8 protein-coding genes are annotated in these 18,411 nt (G+C 71.8%); all 8 read left to right on the top strand.

Going from position 1 to position 18,411, the window contains the following annotated elements; all coding sequences use genetic code 11:
• Positions 1 to 48: 48 nt before the first annotated feature.
• Positions 49 to 5,379, top strand: coding sequence for an amino acid adenylation domain-containing protein (locus ACH4G3_RS28775; RefSeq protein WP_397627229.1), 5,331 nt, complete (start codon positions 49 to 51; stop codon positions 5,377 to 5,379).
• A 61-nt stretch (positions 5,380 to 5,440) separates the two neighbouring features.
• Positions 5,441 to 6,751, top strand: a complete 1,311-nt coding sequence (locus tag ACH4G3_RS28780; RefSeq protein ID WP_397627230.1) for a cation:proton antiporter — start codon at positions 5,441 to 5,443, stop codon at positions 6,749 to 6,751.
• Between the two features lie 74 nt (positions 6,752 to 6,825).
• Positions 6,826 to 8,172: a serine hydroxymethyltransferase gene (locus ACH4G3_RS28785; RefSeq protein ID WP_397627231.1), complete on the top strand. Its 1,347-nt coding sequence runs from the start codon at positions 6,826 to 6,828 to the stop codon at positions 8,170 to 8,172.
• Positions 8,169 to 9,152 (top strand): 2,3-diaminopropionate biosynthesis protein SbnA, encoded by a 984-nt coding sequence (gene sbnA, locus ACH4G3_RS28790; protein WP_397627232.1) that lies wholly within the window; start codon positions 8,169 to 8,171, stop codon positions 9,150 to 9,152. The genes ACH4G3_RS28785 and sbnA overlap by 4 nt, the downstream gene beginning before the upstream one ends.
• 43 nt (positions 9,153 to 9,195) lie before the next feature.
• Entirely contained in the window at positions 9,196 to 10,233 is a 1,038-nt protein-coding gene (sbnB, locus tag ACH4G3_RS28795; RefSeq protein WP_397627233.1) for a 2,3-diaminopropionate biosynthesis protein SbnB, read from the top strand.
• An 8-nt stretch (positions 10,234 to 10,241) separates the two neighbouring features.
• The gene (locus ACH4G3_RS28800) at positions 10,242 to 10,448 is read left to right on the top strand and encodes an MbtH family NRPS accessory protein (RefSeq protein WP_354750320.1); all 207 of its coding nucleotides are present in this window, start codon (positions 10,242 to 10,244) and stop codon (positions 10,446 to 10,448) included.
• Positions 10,445 to 15,091 (top strand): amino acid adenylation domain-containing protein, encoded by a 4,647-nt coding sequence (locus ACH4G3_RS28805; RefSeq protein ID WP_397627234.1) that lies wholly within the window; start codon positions 10,445 to 10,447, stop codon positions 15,089 to 15,091. Before ACH4G3_RS28800 ends, ACH4G3_RS28805 begins: the two co-directional genes overlap by 4 nt.
• A 177-nt stretch (positions 15,092 to 15,268) precedes the next feature.
• The coding region (locus ACH4G3_RS28810) for an amino acid adenylation domain-containing protein (RefSeq protein ID WP_397627235.1) at positions 15,269 to 18,411 on the top strand (3,143 nt) is incomplete at its 3' end.

Genomic DNA, 18,411 nt, shown 5'->3' on the forward strand with positions numbered 1-18,411 from the left:
ACGTCCCCTGGCAACACCTCCGTACGATCCGCCTAAGGACTCCCTGTCATGTACCTGCCGAGCACCAGCGCCCCACCCACGGACCTCTCCGTCAGGCGCGCCCCGACCTTCGTGGACGTCGTGGCCGAGCGTGCGACGCTCAGCGGCGGCACCGCCTACACCTTCGTGAGCCCCGACCGGGACGAGCGGCCCTCGCTGACCTTCCCCGAACTGGACGCCCGTGCCCGGTCGGTGGGCGCGATGCTCGCCGCCAGGGGACTCACCGGCGAGCGGGTCCTCGTACTGCTGCCACCAGGCCTGGACTACGTGGTCGCGTTCCTCGGCTGCCTGTACGCGGGCACCGTCGCGGTCCCGCTGTACCCCCCGAGCGGCGGCAAGTACTCGGCCCGGCACCTGGCCGTGCTCGCCGACTCACGACCCGCGGCCGCGCTGGTACCGGGCAGCGAGCTGGCGCGCGCCGCCGAGCTGGCCGAGGAACTGCGGGCGCCGGGGCTTCAGTTGATCTCGGTCGACGGCGACCTTCCCGCAGCGGACGACTGGCGGCGGCCCCGCATCGACGGGGACAGTGTGGCGTTCCTCCAGTACACCTCCGGCTCGACGGGGACACCGCGCGGCGTACGCGTCACCCATCGCAATCTGGTGGTCAACTCGGCCCAGATCCAGGAACGGTTCGGATCCGGTCCTGACACGGGTGTGGTGAGCTGGCTGCCGCCGTACCACGACATGGGCCTGATCGGCGGCATCCTGCAGCCCGTCTACGCCGGAGCCCCGGCGACGCTGCTGGCTCCGACGGCGTTCATCACACGGCCGCTGCTGTGGCTCGAACTGATATCCGAGCTGGGTGCGTCCATCAGCGGCGGGCCGAACTTCGCCTACGACCTGTGCGTGGACCGCATTCCGCAGGAGCGTCTCGCCGGGCTCGACCTGTCCCGCTGGCAGGTGGCGTTCAACGGCGCGGAGCCGGTGCGAGCGGGGACGCTGGAGCGGTTCGCTGCCCGCATGGCGCCACTCGGGTTCCGCCGCGAGGCCTTCTTCCCTTGCTACGGGCTGGCCGAAGCGACGCTGATGGTGTCCGGCAGGCGGGTGGGCGACGAGGACATCGCCCATACCTTCGCCGCGGACTCGCTGGGTCCCGGCCGCCTCCCCGAGCCGGCGGCCGACGGGCTTCCCGTCGTCGACTGCGGGCCCGTCGCCGTAGACCTGGACGTCACTGTCGCCGACGCCGAGCACGGCAGGGCCTGCCCCCCTGGCGCCGTCGGAGAGATCTGGGTGGCCGGCGAGAACGTGGCCGACGGCTACTGGGGCGACCCCGCCGCCGACGGCACGTTCGGGGCCCGGCCGGCCGGCGAGGAACGCACCTACCTGCGCACCGGGGACTACGGCTTCGTGCGCGACGGCCACCTGTACGTCACCGGCCGCAGCAAGGACCTGATCGTGGTCCGCGGCCGCAACCACTACCCGCAGGACCTGGAGACGACCGCGCTCGCCGCCCACGACACGCTGCGGCGCGGCGCCGCCGCCTTCGCCGTCGAACAGGACGGCCGTGAGGAGATCTGTCTCGTCCTGGAGACGCCGCACGGCCATGTGGCGGAGACGGCCGACGAGGTGATCGGAGCCGTGCGAGCCGCGCTGGTACGGGAGCACGCTGTGGCACCCGGCTCGGTGGTGCTCGTGCGGCCCGGCGGCATCCCGCGTACCACCAGCGGAAAGATCCAGCGTTCCGCGACCCGCGCGGCGCTCGCCACCGGCACGATCAAGGTGGTGCGGAGGTCCGACACGGGCGGCCCGGAGCCGTCCGGGACGCCGCCGCGGGCGGCCACCGCGGCGACCGCCGCCGCAAGCGCCGTGCCCACGGCTGCCACCCCGGGGCGGCAGCCGGACCCGGACGCCCTGCGCGCCGTCGTCACCGATCTGGCCACACGGCGCCTGGGCGTCAGCGTGGACCGCACGGCGCCGCTCGTCGGGCAGGGCCTGGACTCGCTGGCCGCCGTGGAGCTCCAGGCCGCCGTCGCGCAGACGACAGGCGTGGAGCTGTCGCTGGCGGAGCTGCTCGCCGGCGCCGCCGTCGACGACCTCACCCTGGACACCCCGGCCGCGCCGGTCGCGCGGCCGGCGCCGGCCGCACCCGGGGAACGCCTGCCGCTGACCACGAACCAGCAGGCCATGGTCTTCATGGAACAGCAGCACCCCGGTACGTCCGCCCTGCACATCTCCCTCGCCGTGCGGCTGCTCGCGGACGTCGACCCCGACGCCCTGCACCGCACCTTCCAGCGCCTCGTCGACCGCCATCCCGTGCTGCGCACCGCCCTGCGCTGGGCGGACGGTGAGCCGTACCAGACGGTGCTGCCCCACCTGGACGTCGACTTCACGGTGGAGGACGGGCACACCCTGGGCAAGGACGCCCTCGCCGCCCGTCTGGAGCGCGCTTGCGACGGCACACCGTTCGCGCTCGACGAAGGCCGCGTGCTGCGCGCGCTCCTGCTGCGTCGATCCGACGGCGACATCCTGTCGCTGACGCTCCACCACGTCGCCGCCGACATGTGGTCGATGGCGCTGCTCACCGACGAACTGGCTCGTCTCTACGCGGCGGAGCGAGGGGAGGGCCCGGCACTGCCCGAGCCGCCCGAAGCTGCATACCTCTCGCTCGCCGACCGCCAGCAGCGGCTGCTGGAGTCGCCCCGCGGTGAGCGGCTCTGGGAGTACTGGAAGGCGGAGCTGGACGGCTGCGAGCCCGTCCTCGAACTGCCCGCCGACCGGCCGCGGCCCCCCGTGCAGAGCCACCGCGGCGACACAGTGACGTTCGCCCTGGACCCCGGCGTCACACAGGAACTGCGGCGCCGCGCGGAGGCCGAGGAGTCCACCCTGTTCGTCACGCTGCTGTCGGTCTTCCAGCTGTTGGTGCACCGCTACACGGGCGAGAGGGACTTCCTCGTCGGCGTGCCCGGCTCGGGACGGCACGACGCGGACCTGCACGACGTGATCGGCTACTTCGTGAACCCGCTGCTCATCCGCTCGCGGGTGACCGAGGAGGCGACGTTCACCGAGCTCGTGCGGGAGACCAAGCGGACGGTGGTGGGCGCGCTCGCACACCAGGAGATGCCCTTCCCGGCGCTCGTACAGCGGCTGCGGCTGCACCGGGACGCCTCCCGCTCTCCCGGTTACCAGGTCATGTTCAGCCTCACCAACACCCATCTGCTGGGCCAGGACGGGCTCGGCGCGCTGCAGACCGGCAAGGGCGGCCTGCGCGCCCGGCTCGGCGACCTGGCGGTGGAGTCGGTCGAGCTGTCGCGCAGAGCCTCGCAGACGGACCTCGGGATGACACTCTCCGAGGCGGGTGACGGCCTGGAGGGCGTGATCACCTTCAGCACCGACCTGTTCGACCGCACGACGATCGACCGGTTCGCCGGCCACTTCACCCAGCTCGCCGCCCAGGTCTCGGCGGCACCCGCCGAGCCCCTGCGGCTGCTGCCGCACGCCTCGGAGGCCGAGCAGCGCGAGGCCGCCGGCTGGAACGAGACCGCCACCGCCTACCCGAAGGACAGCACGCTCACCGCCCTGTTCGCGGAGCATGTGCGCGCGACGCCGGACGCACTCGCCCTGGTGTACGGCGACTTCCGCTGCACTTACCAGGAGCTGGACCGCTGCTCCAACGCGCTGGCGGCCCGCCTCAGGGAGCTGGGCGTCGGCCCGGAGACCCTGGTCGGCCTGTACGTGGACCGGGACCCGGCCGTGGTTGTCGCCATGCTCGCCGTGGTGAAGGCAGGCGGCGCCTACCTGCCGCTCGACCCTTCCCACCCCGGGCGGCGCCTGCGGCAGATCCTGGACGCGGCGCGTCCGGCCGTGGTGCTGACGCCGTCCGCTGACCGGCTGCCCGGCGTGGACGTCACGGTGCCCGTGGTCCACGTGGACGCGTACCTGCGTCCCGGCATCGCCGCCGACCCCGCGTACGACGTCGCTGTGGACGGCGGAGCCGGTCCCCAGTCGCTGCTGTATGTGATGTACACCTCGGGCTCGTCGGGCCGGCCCAAGGGCATCTGCATCACCCACCGCAACGTGATCCGCCTGGTGCGCAACACCAATTTCATCGACATCGCACCGGGCGACAAGATGGCGCAGATCTCCAACGCCGCCTGGGACGCGGCCACCCTGGAGATCTGGGGCGCCATGCTGAACGGGGCCGTGCTGCACGGCTTCGACCAGGCCACGGTGCTCAATCCGCCGGTGCTCGGCGAGGCGTTGCGCGCGGGCGGGGTCGACACCGTCGTCTTCGCGACGCCCCTGTTCACCGAGGTCGCGGCGTACGACCCGACGGTGTTCGAGGGTGCCAGGGAACTCGTGGTCGGCGGCGACACGATGGACCCCAAGCGCGCCAGGGAGGTCGTCGAGCTCGGCGGACCCCTGCTCATCAACGATTTCGGCCCGACCGAGTCGACCAGCATCGCCGCCACCTTCGCCGTCCGCGAGGTGCCGGAGGGGACGTGGCGGGTGCCGATCGGCCGGCCCATCGCCAACACCCGGGTGTATGTGCTCGACGAGTGGCTGCGCCCGGTGCCGGTGGGTGTCCCCGGCCAGCTCTTCATCGGTGGCGACGGGCTCGGCCGCGGCTATCTCGGTCGGCCGGAACTGACTGCCGGAGCGTTCCTGCCCGACCCGTTCGGCGACGAACCGGGGGCGAGGATGTACGCGACCGGCGACCAGGTGCGCTGGCTGCCGGGCGGCATGCTCGACTTCCTGGGCCGCATCGACTTCCAGGTCAAGATCCGCGGCTACCGGATCGAGTTGGGCGACATCGACTCCGCCGTCCTCTCGCATCCCGAGGTGCGGGAGTCGCTAACCCTGGTGGACGAGAGCGCCGGGCACAAACGCCTCGTCGGGTACTACGCGGGCGCGCCCTCCCCGCAGGAACTGACCGCCTACCTGGCCGACTGGCTGCCCCGGTACATGATCCCGCCGGTCCTGCTGCGGCTGCCCGAGCTGCCGAAGAACCCGAACCGCAAGATCGACCGCGCCGCACTGCCGAAACCGCCCGCACACACCGCCGGGGCCGCGGCCCCGGACGCGGAGATGTCCCCGCTGGAGGGCGAGGTGGTGACGCTGCTCGCCGAAGTGCTCGGAGTGCCCGGCGTCGCGGTGGACGACAACTTCTTCGACATCGGCGGCCACTCGCTGCTCGCCATCCGGCTGACGACGCGGCTGCGCGAGCGCCACGGCGTGCAGATCGACCTCAACGCCTTCTTCGACGAGCCGACGGCCCGCGGTGTGGCGCGCTGCGTCCAGGAGCTGCTGGACGCCGGGACCGCCGTGGCGCAGCCCGCGGCTCCGGCCGGTCCCGTGGCCCTGCCGCGTGCCCGGTACGCCCGGAGCACCGCGGCCCGCTGACGTCCTGTCCGGTGCCCGCGGTGGTGGGCACCGGACCTTGAACAGAAAGGGTGGTGCGGCGATGGCCGGCCCCGTGAAAGACAGCGACACGGTCGTTGCGATGGTGATGGCGGGAATCGCGATCATCCTGCTGACCGGCGCCGCACTGCGCCGGCTGGCGCTCCGCTTCCGGCAGCCCGCCGTCATCGGTGAGCTCGTCGGGGGCCTCGTTCTCGGCCCTTCCCTGCTCGGCCTGCTGCCGGGCAACCTGACGGAAACGCTCTTCCCCTCCGACGTCCGCCCCTACTTGTCGGTGCTCGCCCAGGTGGGCGTGGTGCTGTTCGTCTTCCTCATCGGATGGGAGTTCGACACCGGGCTGCTCCAGGGCAGGCGACGGGTGGTCGTGGGCGTCTCGGTGTCGGCCATGGCCGTGCCGTTCCTGCTCGGGCTCCCACTGGCGCTGTTGCTCTACCGCGAGCACGGTGTGGTGAACGGCGGAGAAGTCGCCTCGGTGCCGTTCGCCCTCTTCATCGGCGTCGTCATGTCGATCACCGCGTTTCCCGTGCTGGCCAAGTTCCTGGCCGACCGCCGGATGCTGCACACCCCGGTGGGGGTGCTCGCGTTGGCCAGCGCCGCGCTCGGCGATGCCATCGCCTGGTGTTCGCTGGCCCTGGTGGTGGTCATCGTGACGGCCGGTTCGCTGCTCGGGGTGGCGGCCATGGCCGGCTGGCTGGCGCTGTTCCTCGCGGTGATGGCCCTGGTCGTGCGCCCACTGCTGGCACGGCTGACAGAGCGGATGAGCATGGGGGCGGGCGCACCGTACATGTCGGCCGTGGTGGGCGCCGGGGTGTTTCTCTCCGCCTGCGCGACCACGTGGATCGGCGTGCACGCCATCTTCGGTGCATTCGTCTTCGGACTGGTCATGCCGCGGCCGGTGCACCCGATGCTGCAGAAGCACGCGCTGGAACCCATCGAGCAGGTGAGCGTCTTCCTGCTGCCGCTGTTCTTCATCGTCGTCGGTATCTCGATCGATCTCCGCTCGCTCTCGGCGGGGAACTCGCTGGAGATGCTCTTCATCCTGCTGGTCGCCTGCGTGGGGAAACTCGTCGGTGCCGCCGTTCCCGCGAGGCTGTTCCGACTGTCCTGGCGGCAGAGCGGGACGCTCGGGCTGCTGATGAACATGCGTGGCCTCACCGAGCTCATCGTGCTCAACATCGGTGTCAGCGTGGGCCTGCTGGACCAGAAGCTCTACACCATGCTCGTGGTGATGGCGCTGGTCACGACCGGCCTGGCGGGCCTGTTCATCCGACGTGACGCCGACGACTCCCTCATGGACCCGGTGCCCGTGCCACCCGCGTTCGACGCGCCCGTCTCCCAGCCGCAGAAGGTCTGAGACGGGGCACACCGCACCCGATTCCCGCTTTCTCACCCCGCATTCTCCGATTCCGCAAGAGGGGCTTATCGACCATGCTCGCAACCGAAGAATTCGCCCGCCACGCCGCACAGTTGCTGGCATCGGATGACGAGGAACTCGTCACCGCCATGGAACGGGAGCACGCCCGCCAGCACGACTCCCTGATGCTCGTGGCCTCCTCCAGCGTCACCGATCCTTCGGTACTGGCGTGCCTGGCGACCTCATCGATGAACGTCACCGCCGAGGGCTACCCCGGTGCCCGCTACCACGCGGGATGCGAGGCGATCGACCCCATCGAGCGACTGGCGGTCGACCGGGCCCGCGACCTGTTCGGCGCCCAGTACGCCAATGTGCAACCGCACTCCGCGACCACCGCCAACTACGCGGTGCTCTCGGCCGTCCTGGATCCGGGCGACTGCGTGCTCGGCATGCGGCTCAACCACGGCGGACACCTCACCCACGGCTACAGCGTCGCCTACTCCGGCACGTACTTCACGCCGGTCAACTACGGCCTGGACGAGCGAGGCCAGATCGACTACGACGAGGTCGCCGCCCTCGCGGCCGAACACCGGCCCAAGCTGATCATCTGCGGTGCCACGGCGTACCCGCGCACGGTCGACTTCGCACGCTTCCGGGCCATCGCCGACAGCGTCGGCGCGCTGCTGATGGCGGACATCTCACACATCGCCGGGCTGGTGGCGGCGGGCTTGCACCCCAGCCCCATCGACCACGCCCACATCACCACCAGCTGCACCCACAAGCAGCTCGCCGGGCCGCGCGGCGGCGTCATCATGTCCGGCCGGGACGCCGGCACGGTGCTGCCCGGCACCGGCCGTACGATCGCCAGGACGCTGGACCGTGCCGTCTTCCCGTTCTTCCAGGGCGCGCCCGTCCTCCCCGCGATCGCCGCGAAGGCGCGGGCCTTCGCGCTGGCCGCGACCGAGCGTTACAGGGACACGGCCCAGCGCATCCTGGACGACTCGGCGGCTCTGGCGGCCGAGCTGACGGCGCTCGGGCACGACGTGGTGACCGGTGGCAGCGACAACCACATCGTGCTGCTGGACCTGACCCGGGACAACGTCAGCGGCCTCGCCGCCGAGCGGGCCCTGGAATCCATCGGCATCGTCGTCAACAAGAACCGTGTCCCCGGCGACGCCCGTCCCGCCGCGGTCACCAGCGGGGTGCGCATCGGCACGAACGCCGTCGCCCAGCGCGGACTCGGCCCGCGGGAGATGCGCACCTGCGCCGGGATCATCCACTCCGTCCTCACCGCCATGGAGCCGGTCGGTGACCGTGACTTCGTCCTGGACGAGTTCACGGCGGCCCGGCTGCGTGCCGAGGTGGAGAAGCTGGCAGCCGAGTTCCCGCTGCCCCGCTACCTGCCCGGCGGTCAGCTGTGAACCCGCTGCGCAAGCGCCTGGACATGATCGGCGCGTCCGTGGGCGACACCCCGTTGCTGTGCCTTCCGGATGACGAGCTGAGCCTGTTCGCGAAGCTGGAGTACGTCAACCCCAACGGCAGCACCAAGGACCGTTCCGCGTACTGGATCCTCAAGAAGGCCATCGAGCGTGGCGACATCACCGAGCGCACCACCGTCGTCGAGTCGTCGTCGGGGAACTTCGCCACGTCGCTCGCCGCCTTCTGCCAGTCGCTCGGCATCCGGTTCGTGCCTGTCATCGACGCCAACTGCAACGCGCTGACCGAGGCTGTCCTGCGGTCGTGCTGTGAGCGGGTGGAGAAGGTCGTGGAACCGGGCCCCGACGGCTACCTGCCGGCCCGGCTGGCGCGGGTCGCCGAGCTGTGCGAGGAGATCAGCGACGTCTACTGGCCCAACCAGTACACCAACGCCGACGCGGCGGCGGCCCACTACGAACTGACGGGGGCCGAGCTGAACAGGGCGCTCGCGCGCATCGACTACCTCTTCGTCGGCGTCGGCACAGGCGGCACCATCGCCGGCCTGTCGCGGCGCGTCAAGGAACGGTTTCCCGGGGTCACGGTCGTCGCCGTCGACGTCCTCGGCTCCGTCGCCCTCGGCGGCGAGCCGGGCCGGCGCCACATCCCCGGTCTCGGCTCGAGCATCGTGCCACCGCTGGTCACCCGGGCCGTCATCGACGACGTCATACACGTCAGCGAGTACGAGACCGTGCACGGCTGCCGCTCCCTGTACGCCGAGCACGGCCTGTACACGGGCGGTTCGACCGGCAGCGTCTACGCGGCGATCGGCCGGTACTTCGCCGAGCGCCCGCCGCCCGCCGGACAGCGGCCCACCACCGTCTTCCTCTGCGCCGACCGCGGCATCCCCTACGCCCGCACCGTCTACAACCCCGCCTGGGTGGAGCGCACCCTCACCCCGGATGCGGTGGCCACGGCCATCGTCTGACCCCGTCCGGCCTTCCTGCCCGTACGAAAGGAAAGGAACCACCGTGTCCGTTGGCACCGCGGATTCCCCGCCTTCCCTCACCCTCGTCTCCGAAGCCGCCGTCGCCGCACAGATCGAGGGCCACCGCGAGGAGTGCGTCGATCTCGTGCGCCGCGCCTACCTCACGCACGACAGCGGCGACAGCGTCAACCCGCAGAGCGGCTTCCTGCGCTTCCCCGGCAACCCGCGGGCCCGCATCATCTCGCTGCCGGCCTACCTGGGCGGCGAATTCGGAGCAGCGGGCCTGAAGTGGATCGCCAGCTTCCCGGACAACCCGCGCACGCACGGCATCCCGCGGGCCTCAGCGGTGCTGCTGCTCAACGACCCCGAGACCGGCTACCCGGCGGCCTGCCTGGAGTCCTCGGTCATCTCCGCCACCCGCACCGCGGCCTCCGCCGTGCTCGCCGCCGAGACTCTCGGCGGCGGCCGCACCGCCCGCCGGGTCGGCGTCGTCGGCACCGGCCTGATCGCCCGGCACGTGTGGAAGTTCCTGCGCGACCTGGACTGGAAGATCGGCGGCTTCACCCTCTACGACCTCGACCCCGCCGCCGCCCGCGCCTTCGGCGAGGAGCTGACCGCCGAGGGCGCCCAGGACTTCACCGTCGCCGAGGACATCGAGCAGGCCTTCACCGAGTGCGACCTGGTGGTCCTCACCACCGTCGCGGGAGAGCCGCACATCCACGACCCGAAGCTCCTCGACCACGCCCCCCTTGTGCTGCACCTCTCCCTGCGCGACCTCGCCCCCGAGATGGTGCTGGCCTCTCAGAACATCACCGACGACACCGAGCACGCGGTACGGGAGCGCACTTCCCTGCACCTGGCCGAACAGGCCCGGGGCGGACGTGACTTCATCACCGGCACGCTCGCCGACGTCCTCCTCGGACGGGTCGACGTCGACCGCTCCCGGCCGATCGTCTTCTCCCCCTTCGGCCTCGGCGTCCTGGATCTCGCCGTCGGCTCCTGGGTGCACAACCGCGCCCGGGCGGCGGGCACCGGCCACGTCGTGCCCGACTTCTTCGCATCCACCGTCACCACCAAGTGAGGCAGTCCATGAGCAGCAACACCGTCCAGTTCCGTGTCGTCGTGAACGCCGAGGAGCAGTACTCCGTGTGGTTCCTGGAGCGCCCGATGCCGGCCGGCTGGACCGACACCGGCACCACGGGCACCCGCGACGAGTGCCTGGCCCACATCGCCGAGGTGTGGACCGATCTGACCCCCCGCTCCGTGCGCGAGCGTCACGGGAGCGTCCCGGCATGAGCGACCTCGACGCCCGAATCGCCGGGCTCTCCCCGGCCAAGCAGGCCCTGCTCGCCCGTATGCTGCGCGAGCGCCGCGCGGCCGGCCGGCCGCGGATCGCCCCGAGCGGCGAGGACGGCCCGGCCCCGCTGTCCGCCGCGCAGCGGCAGTTCTGGTTCCTGTGGAAGCAGGATCCGGAACGCTCCGGCGTCTACAACGTGCCGATGGCGCAGCGGCTGCGCGGAGCGATCAACCCCGCCACCGTCGACCTGGCACTGCGCCGGATCGTCGAGCGCCACGCGATCCTGCGTACCCGGTACGCCGACGGCGACGAGGGACCCGTCGCCGTGACCGCGCCGAACGCCACCGGATTCTCCCTGGCCACCGAGGACGTCACCGCCGTGCCCGCCGACGAGCGTGAGCAGGCGGTCCGCGCGATCGTGGACCGGTGCGCGGCGTACAACTTCGACCTCGGTGCCGAACTGCCCGTGCGAGCGGTGCTGATACGGCTCGATGACGAGGACCACGTCCTCGCCATCATCGTGCACCACATCGCCACCGACGGCGCGTCCGTGGAGATCCTGTTCCGCGAGTTCGTCGCCCTCTACCGTGCGATGCAGGACGGCGAGCACCCCGCCCTGCCCGACCTGCCGGTCCAGTACGCCGACTACGCCCGCTGGCAGCAGTCCGGTCTCGGGGCCGAACGCCTCAGCCAGGGGCTGGACTTCTGGGACACGTGGCTGGACGGCGCGGACTCCTCCCTCGACCTGCCCACCGACCGGCTGCGTCCGGCTGACGCGCAGCGCAGCGGCGGGCGCAGACGCCGCCGTCTGGAGCCGGAGCTCGTCGAACGCATCCACGCCTTCTCCCGGGAGCAGGGCGCCACACCGTTCATGACGTTGCTCACCGGGCTCGGCCTGGTGCTGCGCCGCTACAGCGGCAAGAGCGACCTGCTCGTCGGCACTCCGGCGATGAACCGGCCCACAGCCGAGACCGAGCACCTCATCGGCTGCTTCGCCAACACCCTCGCCCTGCGGCTGCGGCTGGACGCCGCACACACCGCGACCGAGGCGCTGCGCCGCGTCAGGGACGACGTCACCGCCGCGTACGAGTACCAGGACGTGCCGTTCGAGAAGGTCGTCGCCCGCACCAGCCCCGAGCGGAGCCTGGACCGCAACCCGCTGTTCCAGGTCATGTTCGTCTACCAGCACGTCGGCGGCGGGTTCGGCCTGCCCGGCGTCGAGTCCGGGACCTTCGACACCCACAACGGCACCGCCAAGTTCGACCTCGACCTCTCCCTCCTCGACGGACCCGACGGCATCGACGTCTCCTGCGAGTACGACGCCGAGATCTTCACCGCCCAGCGCATCGACCGCATGCTGGCCCACCTCGAACAGGCATTGGTCACCCTGATCGAGGCACCGGACACCACCGTCGGGGATCTCGGAGTGCTCACCGCGGAGGAGGAGGGGCGCGCCGCCCTGGAGTGGAACGCCACCCATGCGGAGTACCCCCGCGAGCGCACTCTGCCGGACCTCTTCGCCGAGCGCGCCGCCGCCCGTCCCGACGCCCCCGCCGTGCGGACCCCGTCGGGCACCGTCACCTACGGGGAGCTGGAGCGGCGCAGCTCCCAGCTCGCCCGGGTCCTCGCGGAGCGCGGAGCGGGGCGGGGCGAGGTCGTCGCCGTCGCCGTGGAGCGGACCGCCGACCTGCCGCTCGCGGTGCTCGGCACCCTCAAGTCGGGAGCGGCATACATGCCCGTCGACCCCGACCAGCCGGCCGAGCGGCTCACCCTGATGCTCCAGGACGCCGGGATCCGGGCCGTCGTCACCAGCGAGGCGGTGCGAGGCCGGCTTCCCGTCGTGGACGTTCCGGTGGTCGTGCTCGACGCCGACGAGGTCCGCCGCGAACTCGACGCGGCGTCGGACGCGCCCGTGCCCTGCCCGGCCGACGCGGGCGACCTGTGCTACATGATCTTCACCTCGGGGTCGACGGGGCGGCCCAAAGGAGTCCTGCTCGACCACCGGGGCCGGGTGAACAACTTCAGCGACTTCAACCGGCGCTTCAACATCGCGGCCGGTGACGCCGTCCTGTCGGTGTCCTCCCTCGGCTTCGACATGACGGCGTACGACCTGCTGGGCACCCTCATCACCGGTGCCTGTGTCGTCCTGCCCGCACCGGAGCGGGATCGCGATCCGGGCCACTGGCTCGAGCTGATCCAGGAACACCGGATCACTGTCTGGCACTCCGTACCGGCCCTGCTCGGGCTGCTGCTCGACGGCATGGACGACCTCGGCGTGGAGTCCCTCCCGGACCTGCGGGTGGTGCTGCTCGGCGGCGACTGGATCCCTGTCACGCTGCCCGACCGGCTGCGCACGCGAGCCGCCCGAGCCCGGGTGATCAGCCTGGGCGGTGCCACCGAAGCATCGATGGACTCCACCATCTTCGAGGTCGAACAGGTCGACCCCGCATGGCAGAGCATCCCGTACGGCGTGCCCATGGCCAACCAGACCGCGTACGTCACCGACACCGACCTGCGCCTGGTCCCGCAGGGGGTGCCGGGCGAGCTGTACCTGGGTGGCACCGGCCTGGCCTGGGGTTATGCGGGCGCCCCGGGGCAGACCGCGGACCGCTTCGTGCCGAACCCGTTCAGCGGCGTGCCGGGCGACCGGATGTACCGCACCGGTGACCTGGCCCGCTACCGGGCCGACGGAAGCCTCGAGCTGCTGGGCCGCGTCGACTTCCAGGTGAAGATCGCCGGACAGCGCATCGAGCTGGGTGAGGTGGAGGCTGCCCTGCGGGGCCGGCTCGGCGTCGGCCAGGCAGTCGCCGCGGCCGTGACCATGGACGGGCAGCGCCGCCTCGTCGGCTACGTCGTCCCCGAGGAGGGCGCGGGCCCGGTGGACGCGAACGCCGTCCGCGAGCACCTGGCCACGCTGCTGCCCGGCTACATGGTGCCGTCCTTCCTGGTCGAGCTGGAGAAGCTTCCGCTGTCGCCCAACGGCAAAGTCGACCGCGGCCGGCTCCCCGCGCCCGGCACCCCGGTCGGCGCCGCCACCCGCTCCGCGGGCCGCGCCCCCGTGACACCCACCGAGCAACTGCTGGCAGGCGTGTGGCAGGAGCTGCTGGGACTGCCGGACATCGGCGCCACGGACGGCTTCTTCGCCCTCGGCGGTGACTCGGTGACCTGCATCCGCATGGTCACCAGGGCTCAGGCAGCGGGCCTGGCCGTCACCCCCCGCATGGTGTTCCAGCACCAGACGATCGAGGACCTGGCCAGGGTCGTCGACGAGTCGGCCGCAACGCAGCACGCGGAGAAGGTGCAGACCGGGAAGGGGCAGCACGGCGATGCCGAAGTGCCGCACGACCGGTACGGGCTGGCGCCGATCCAGCGCCACATGCTCACCACTGCCCGGCAGCGGCCCTTCCCCGGCCTGTACGTCATCCAGTCCGGCTTCCCGCTCCCCGGTGAACTGGACGAGGCGGCCTTCCGCCGGGCATGGGACTGGCTCTTCGCCCGGCACGCCGTACTCCGCACCTACTACGAGGGCTTGGACACCGGCACCCCGGTGCAACGCGTCGCCGACCACGTCGAGCCGTGGTTCGAGGAGCGCGACCTGCGCGGTCTCGACCCGCGGACGCAGGAGCAGCGCCTGCTGTCCGAGCTGGACGAGATGCGGCTGGCCGGCTTCGACCTCGGCCGCCCGCCGCTGATCAGGCTGCTGCGCTACCGGCTGACGGACAGCCTCCAACTCCTCGTCCAGCACCACCACTACAGCCTGCTCGACGGCTGGTCCTGCATGCGGCTGCGGCAGGAACTCCTCCTCGCCTACCAGGCGTTCGCAACCGGCTCCGAGCCGGAGGCCGACCCGGCGCGCCCGTTCGCCGAGCACGTCGCATGGGTGGAGAGCCTCGACCGGGACACGGCGGCCGCGTACTGGGCCCGGGTCATGGAGGGCAGCACCGGGCCGTGGGCCGCGGAGCCGCAACGCACTGAGGGGCGCCTGACGCAGGTGCAGCGCGCGCTCGACCCGCGGCTCACCGACCGGCTGGACGCGGCGGCCAAGAGCGCGGGCACCACCTACGCCACGTTCGCACAGCTCGCCTGGGCACGGGTCCTCGCCGACCGCAGCGGCAGCGAGGACGTCGTCTTCGGCGTGACGTCGAACGGCCGCCCGGCCACGGCCGAGGCTGAGGCGGCGGTGGGCCCCTTCATCAGCACCCTGCCCGTCCGGTTCCGCTTCGCCCCGGACGAGCCCGTGACGGCAGCCGTGCGCCGGCTCCACCTGCAACGCCTCGAGGCGGAGGAGCACGGCGGCGTCGAGTTGGCCGTGATGACCGGCGGGCGCCCGCTGGAGTCCGTGCTCGTCTTCGACAACTACCCGGTGGACGCCTCGCTCGGCGCGGTGTCCGAGGCCGTGGAGTCGGACCACCCGCTGGCACACCGGAGCTACTCCGTGGCGCAGACCGAGTTCCCGGTCCGGGTCGACGTGCTGCGTGGTGCGGAGGACGCGCTCGTGCTCACCTTCGCGGGCGACCGCGAGCCGCCGCACGACGCCGATGAACTCGCCGACCGCTGGGTGGACGCGCTGCACACCTTGGCGGCCCGGTCGGAGAGCGAGCAGGAGAAAACGGACGGCGGGACAGAGGTCCCCGCAGTCTGACGCGAAACCCCCCGTCCGGCACACCCGCCGGACGGGGCGCCCACCCTGTGGCCCACCCGGCGATCACCGGGACGAGACGGCGCACCAGGAGAACGACCAGCGAGCGGTACGGAAATGACCGGCAGCACCGCGAGAGGGAACAGCGAGGACCCCATGTCCACAGATCAGGTCTATGTCATGCCTGCCTCCCCGAGCCAGCTCGGCCTGTGGCTGCTGGGCGAGATGGAGCCGGAGTCGAGCGCCTACCACGTGCCCGTGGCGATGCGCCTCACCGGCCCGCTGGACCCCGGCGCGCTGGAAGAGGCCGTTCGGCTCCTCGGTGTGCGGCACGAAATCCTGCGTACGACGTTCGGCTTGGCCGAGGGGGAGGTGTCCCAGTTCATCCACGCCGAGCCCGCCTGGCGCATGGAGCACATCACCCTGGACCACCTCACCGCCGAGGCCGCCGAAGAGGAGTGCCGCAGGGACAGTGCCGCTCGCGCGGCCGCCCCGTTCGACCTCGCGGCGGGTCCGCTGCTGCGCCCGGTGCTCTACCGTCTCGCCGAGAACGACCACGTGCTGCTGCTGGCGATGCACCACATCGTCACCGACGGCTGGTCCATGGGCGTCATCGTGAACGAACTACGCGCCCTGTACGCCGAGCGGAACGCCGACGCGCTCCCCGCTCCCGCACTGCAGTACGCCGACTTCGCCGTCTGGCACCGGGACTGGCTGGCCGGCGGTGTGGCCGAACGCCAACTGGACCACTGGCGCGCCGACCTGGCCGAAGCCCTCGTCCTGGATCTGCCCACCGACCATCCTCGAACCGCGGTCCCGGCGCACCGTGGCGCCCGGGTGACCGCCGTGCTGTCCGAGGGGGTCACCCAGCGGCTCCGGGAGCTGGCGGCCTCCCAGGGCACGAGCCTGTTCGCCGCGTTCCAGGCGGCGTTCGCCGCCACCCTCGGCCGGCACAGCGGCCAGCGCGAGATCCGGATCGGTGTGCCCACGGCGGGACGCGGCCATGCGCACACCGAAGAGCTGATCGGCTTCTTCGCCAACACCCTCGTCATACGTTCCGAGATCGACCGCCGTCTGGGATTCCGCGCCCTGCTCGGTCAGGTCCGCGCGCGTTTGGCCACGGCGCTCAGCCACGCCGACGTTCCGTTCCGCGACGTCGTCCAGGCGCTCGGCCACCGGCAGGACCGCCCGGGGCAGCCACTGTTCCAGGCGATGGTCGCCGAGGAGAACATGCCAGAGGGCTTCGACCTCGCTCCGGGGCTGCGCGCCGAGCGGTTCGACATCCCCAACGCCACCGCCAAGTTCGACCTCACCCTGTTCGTCGCGGACAGCCCCGGCGGCGCACGCCTGACCCTCGAGTACAGCACCGAGCTGTTCACCGCACAGACCGCCGAGCGACTGCTCGACGCGGTGCTCGCGCTCAGCCGCAACGCCGTCAACCACCCGGATCGGGCACTGTGCACGCTGACGTCGGTGTCTGTCGAGGACCAGGTTCGCCTGTCCGGCTGGTCACGCGGCCCCGCCGCCGTGGACGAGGGCACCACGGCGCTTGACCTGTTCCACACGCAGGTGGCCACCGCGGCCGGCAGCGTGGCCGCCGTAGCGGGCGGACGGCACGTCACCTACGGCGAGCTGGACGAGCGGGCCGGCCGTATCGCCGCCGCGCTGCTCGCGGCGGGCGTGCGTCCCGGACAGGTGGTGGGCGTGCTGCTGCCGCGCTCGGTGGACCTCGTCGCGGCGATGCTGGGCGCCTGGAAGTGCGGCGCCTCCTACCTGGCGCTCGACGCGGGGCAGCCGATGGAGCGGCTGGCCTCCCTCGTGCGAGACGCGGGAGCCGCCGCCGTCGTCGGCATCGGGGAGCAGGCACGGGACGTGGCGGGGGGTACCGCCGTCGTCGACGTCACGGTCCTCCCCGAGCGCCCGGCGCAGAACCTTCCCGGCGCGGGGACGGCGGCGTACGTGCTGTACACCTCCGGCTCGACCGGCCGCCCCAAGGGAGTGGTCGTACCGCACCAAGGTCTGGCCAACTACGTGCGCTGGGCCGCCGACGCCTACAGCCCCGGCCGTGCCCCCGTGGCGCCGGTCCACTCCAGCGTGGCCTTCGACCTCACGGTGACCAGCCTGTGGGTGCCGCTGATCGCAGGCGGCACGATCCACCTCGTCGACGAGGACAATCCCCTGGACGGACTGGTGTCCGTGCTCACCGGCCCGGCCCGGCCCAACGTGGTCAAGCTCACCCCCTCCCACCTTCAGGCTCTGTGCCGGCTCCTTCCCGAGAACGGCCTCGCGGGCCTGGAAGCCTGCTTCGTCGTCGGCGGTGAGGCTCTGTCTCCCGTCCTCGTGGAGCAGTTCCGCGCGGTCGCGCCCGAGGCCTCGATCGTCAACGAGTACGGACCCACCGAGACCGTCGTCGGCTGCTGCGTCCACCGGCTCGCCCCCGGTGATGCCGTGCCCGGTCGGTCCGGCATCCCCGCCGGGCGGCCCATCGCAGGCACTTCCCTGTACGTTCTGGACGAGCGGATGGCGCCGGCGCCGATAGGGGTGCCGGGCGAGCTCTACATCGGAGGCACTCAGGTCGCCTGGGGGTACCTGGGCGATCCGGCGAAGACGGCCGCCGTCTTCGTGCCCGACCCCTTCAGCACGACGCAGGGCGCCCGCATGTATGCCACCGGCGACGTCGTGCGCTACCTGCCCGACGGGGAGCTGGAGTTCCTCGGACGGCGCGACCACCAGGTCAAGATCCGCGGACAGCGCATCGAGCTCGGCGAGATCGAGAACGCGCTGCGCGAGCAGCCCGGTGTCACCGACGCCGTGGTCCTCGCCCGGTCCGACGCATCAGGCGGCACCGCCCTCGTCGGCTACGTGACCGGCACCGCTCGACCGGAACAGGCACGTGCAGCGCTCGCCCGGACACTCCCGGAGGCCATGGTGCCCTCCGTCGTCATGGGCCTCGACACGATGCCGATCACCCCGAACGGCAAGATCGACAGGGCCGCACTGCCCACCCCCGACCTGACGGCCCAGCGCGCCCCCCACCGTGCGCCTGGCACACCGGACGAGCGGCTTCTGGCCGAACTGTTCGCCGAGGTGCTCGGTGTCGAGCAGGTCGGTCTGGACGACGACTTCTTCACGCTGGGCGGTCATTCCCTGCTGGCCACCCAGCTCATCGCCCGTATCCGCTCCGACTTCGACGTCCAGCTCCCCCTGCGCGCACTCTTCGAGACGCCTGTCCTGGAACCCCTGGCCGCTGTGGTCCGCTCGGCCAAGCGCGTGGGAGCACTGCCCGAGTTGCGTCGCGTGGCACGGCAGGGACCACTGCCGTT

The sequence above is a fragment of the Streptomyces afghaniensis genome, from assembly GCF_044327915.1.
Lineage (GTDB): Bacteria > Actinomycetota > Actinomycetes > Streptomycetales > Streptomycetaceae > Streptomyces > Streptomyces afghaniensis.

Excerpts from the sequence above, each read along its gene's own strand:
- ACH4G3_RS28775 (WP_397627229.1), top strand. The coding sequence starts at position 49 with ATGTACCTGCCGAGCACCAGCGCCCCACCCACGGACCTCTCCGTCAGG.
- ACH4G3_RS28780 (WP_397627230.1), top strand. The coding sequence starts at position 5,441 with ATGGCCGGCCCCGTGAAAGACAGCGACACGGTCGTTGCGATGGTGATG.
- ACH4G3_RS28785 (WP_397627231.1), top strand. The coding sequence starts at position 6,826 with ATGCTCGCAACCGAAGAATTCGCCCGCCACGCCGCACAGTTGCTGGCA.
- ACH4G3_RS28800 (WP_354750320.1), top strand. The coding sequence starts at position 10,242 with ATGAGCAGCAACACCGTCCAGTTCCGTGTCGTCGTGAACGCCGAGGAG.
- ACH4G3_RS28805 (WP_397627234.1), top strand. The coding sequence starts at position 10,445 with ATGAGCGACCTCGACGCCCGAATCGCCGGGCTCTCCCCGGCCAAGCAG.